Annotated in this window: 1 protein-coding gene; it reads right to left on the reverse strand. The window is 46.3% G+C overall.

From position 1 onward, the window contains the following. A partial coding sequence (locus AA105894_RS09350; RefSeq protein ID WP_267311488.1) for a beta strand repeat-containing protein occupies positions 1–1,677 on the reverse strand: 1,677 nt, incomplete at its 3' end. Positions 1,678–3,072: the final 1,395 nt, after the last annotated feature.

Genomic DNA, 3,072 nt, shown 5'->3' on the forward strand with positions numbered 1-3,072 from the left:
TGCAACAGTCGTGTCACCCGTATAGGTGTTGTTACCGGTCAACGTCTGCATGCCGCCATTGATCGTCAGACCGCCCGCACCAGACATCACACCGGAATAAACATTGCCAAAACCGTTATTGGCATTGGTCAGCACAAGCGTGTTGTTTCCGAGCACCGTTGAGCCGCTTCCGTCCAGCGCCTGGATGGACGGCGTAGTTGAGGTTGTGCCTGAGACGTCGAAAACACTATTGTTGTGCACACCAGACGAGGCCGAAATTGAACCGTCACCACTCAAGGCCAATGTGCCCTGACTGATGCGCGTCATGCCTGTATAAGTATTATTGCCAGAGAACGTCGTATAGCCTACCCCAGCCTGCTCGATCCAACCAGTCCCATCAATTATCTGACCTATAGTTATGGAATTTGGGTGAACTATATTCAGTTTTCCATTGTTTGTTATACCGGAACTATTGTTTATGCTGCCAGTATTGTCACCCCCTCCAAGTTGCAATGTTCCGGAAGATATCAATGTCCGACCGGTAAATGTATTATCTCCGGACAAAATGGTCGTACCAGACCCAATTTGGCTGATACTTCCAGATCCAGATATTATGCCTGAAAACGTGTTTGAGTCTGATCTGTTGAACGAAAGAGTTCCATTGTTAGAAAGAACACTATCAATCCAGCCGGCAGTCCCACCGTTACCAAGTTGCAGTGTACCTCCACTATTTATCGCTGCCTTAGTACGACTGGACGTCTCATTACCCGCCAAAATCAACGTACCGCCGTTGACGTTCATGCTTAGATTGGAGCTCAAATTCGACAAAGGGGAAGGGCTACCTACGGTCCAAACCCCCTGACCCCCTTTGTTCAGACTACCAAAGCCGGTCACTGTGCCAGAGAGGGTATCGCTGCCGCTATCTCCCAGCAAGTTCAGGGTAGCGGCGTTTCCACCACCCGATATGTTACCATTTACGTTAGATCCGTTATAAAGGCTCACGACGTTGCGCAGGGACCCTGAAGAACCCAACGAGATATTGCCGTTTATCGTAGATCCGCTTTGATTGATAAACGTGATAGATCCTGTACTGGAGTTTCCAACAATCGATCCATTACCCGAGGAACCCGCCGTTATGGTTCCGTAATTGTTTATCACATTACCAAGACCAGACGTCGTTCTGTTTGTGCCTTCAAACCATATAGCGGCGGAAGTAGCTGTGCTGATCAGACCATAGTTATTGATGATGTTTCCACCACCGATGGGGTTGAAGGCCTCACCATTGCTTGCGCCACCCGTTTGGACAACTCTTCCAGTTGTGCCAATATTGACGGTCGTATAGCTATTAAATTCGACAACATTTGGTCCGGTATTATACGGACCACCACCGTTTCCTGCATTTTGTACGGTACCGTTCACGTTGAGAACGTTTTGAGTAGAGGCAGTTCCTGATCCCATACTGATCGAGACGCCCTGCGTATTGACGAGAGCACCCTCCAGAATGTTCAGTGTGGTGATAGAATCGTTACTCCCTGAACCAATTCGACTTGTGATCGTGCCGGAGCAATTTACGTTCCCGGTAGTGCCGTCACATGCCGCGATAGCATCAGTGGGGTAGGATAAGAATCCCAATATCGTAAACAAATACAAATGAGAACTATGATTGTATATGAATTTATATGAATCTGTTTTTCTCAAGTCTTTGCTTCCCCGAACAGGCGCCATTAACGAATTCAACAATCCACGAATCTATTTCAGGAATGTTTTGACGATTTATCCACCCCTAGACTCAGATCGAACATATTTTTACAAAACTATAACGATCGAGCGCGTGTAACAAAGGTTAGTTTTTACATGAACCCTAATTCATCTGGGTGATATTTTGTTTTAATAAACTGCATAAGAAAGATCGTCATATATTTGAAATATACATCCGAAAATTGCCTGTTTGCAGGAACTTTACGGCATCATTTTTAACGTGACTTTGTGACAGAAAAGTAACGTTTTTTAACGCCAAAAACTCAAAAGAGACGGTGCCTCGCCTGCACTACTGATCTCTGGTGATTCGCTGAAAGCCTCGACGAGGCAAAAATGCATGGTCACAACATATTCGTTTTTCGGCGATCATGCATGCCGAGGCTGCATATTGTTTTAACATAGCAGTAGTGATTTTCTGCACATTTTGAATCTGTGCGTAGGCTTTATCTGGAACAAAATGAATGTCACTACGTCGGTCAAAAGCGTGCTGACATTTCCACTTGATGCTTTACGACACGTCGACGCACCGGATGTTCGGACCGGAGTAAATTGCAGCATCAGCAGGACATCTCCTTTGCCTCAAGCCTGTTTGATGTTGCATGAATTTTTGTTTCGCCCTTAATGAAGAGACTAAAAACATGCCACCTGTTTTATCAGGCGGAAGGACATATGGAGCGTGATGGGGTTTCTTTTCCTAAGCACTTTGACAAATTTCGCGTTGATAACCAACGCGTGCTTGGCGACATCATATTTGTAAACCGCAACGGCTTGAGCTGGCATGATACGACCCGGGAAAGCGGCCCGCACAAAACCTCTACAACCGCTGGAAGCATTGAGGTGATAAAGGCATTTTCATGCTAATGATGAGTTAATAACCCGTTGCGGAGGCCAAGGCTCGGATCGTTATGACTGATGCGCCCCACTTTGAGACACGCCTTACGGCTTGGAACCTACTGCTGAAAAAAGGGAAGCTAGTCCGCCTGATTGGACTGACAAAAGGTAGTGTGAGCACGAAACTTCATACGGTTGCCGCGGGAGATGTGTACTCGCTGAGCCTATTCATAACAGTGAGACATATAAGTAGGGCCACTGGCCTCATAAACATTCCCCTATCTGCGAATGGATAGGGGGCCAGCATCCCGTGAAGAAAATCGTGCAAAAAAAATTTCGTACATGACAATTATAAATACAATATTTAAAAAAAATTTGAATCATGTTCGACTCTCTTGCAGTCTTTCTACGGGTCGCCACACGTTATGGCCGATGCCCGACCACCTTATTCAGAGGTGGACCCCATTTTTTAGACAGGGGCGTAAGCTATAGACCGGCCTGAGA

Source organism: Asaia spathodeae NBRC 105894 (assembly GCF_025994195.1).
GTDB classification, from domain to species: Bacteria; Pseudomonadota; Alphaproteobacteria; order Acetobacterales; family Acetobacteraceae; genus Asaia; species Asaia siamensis.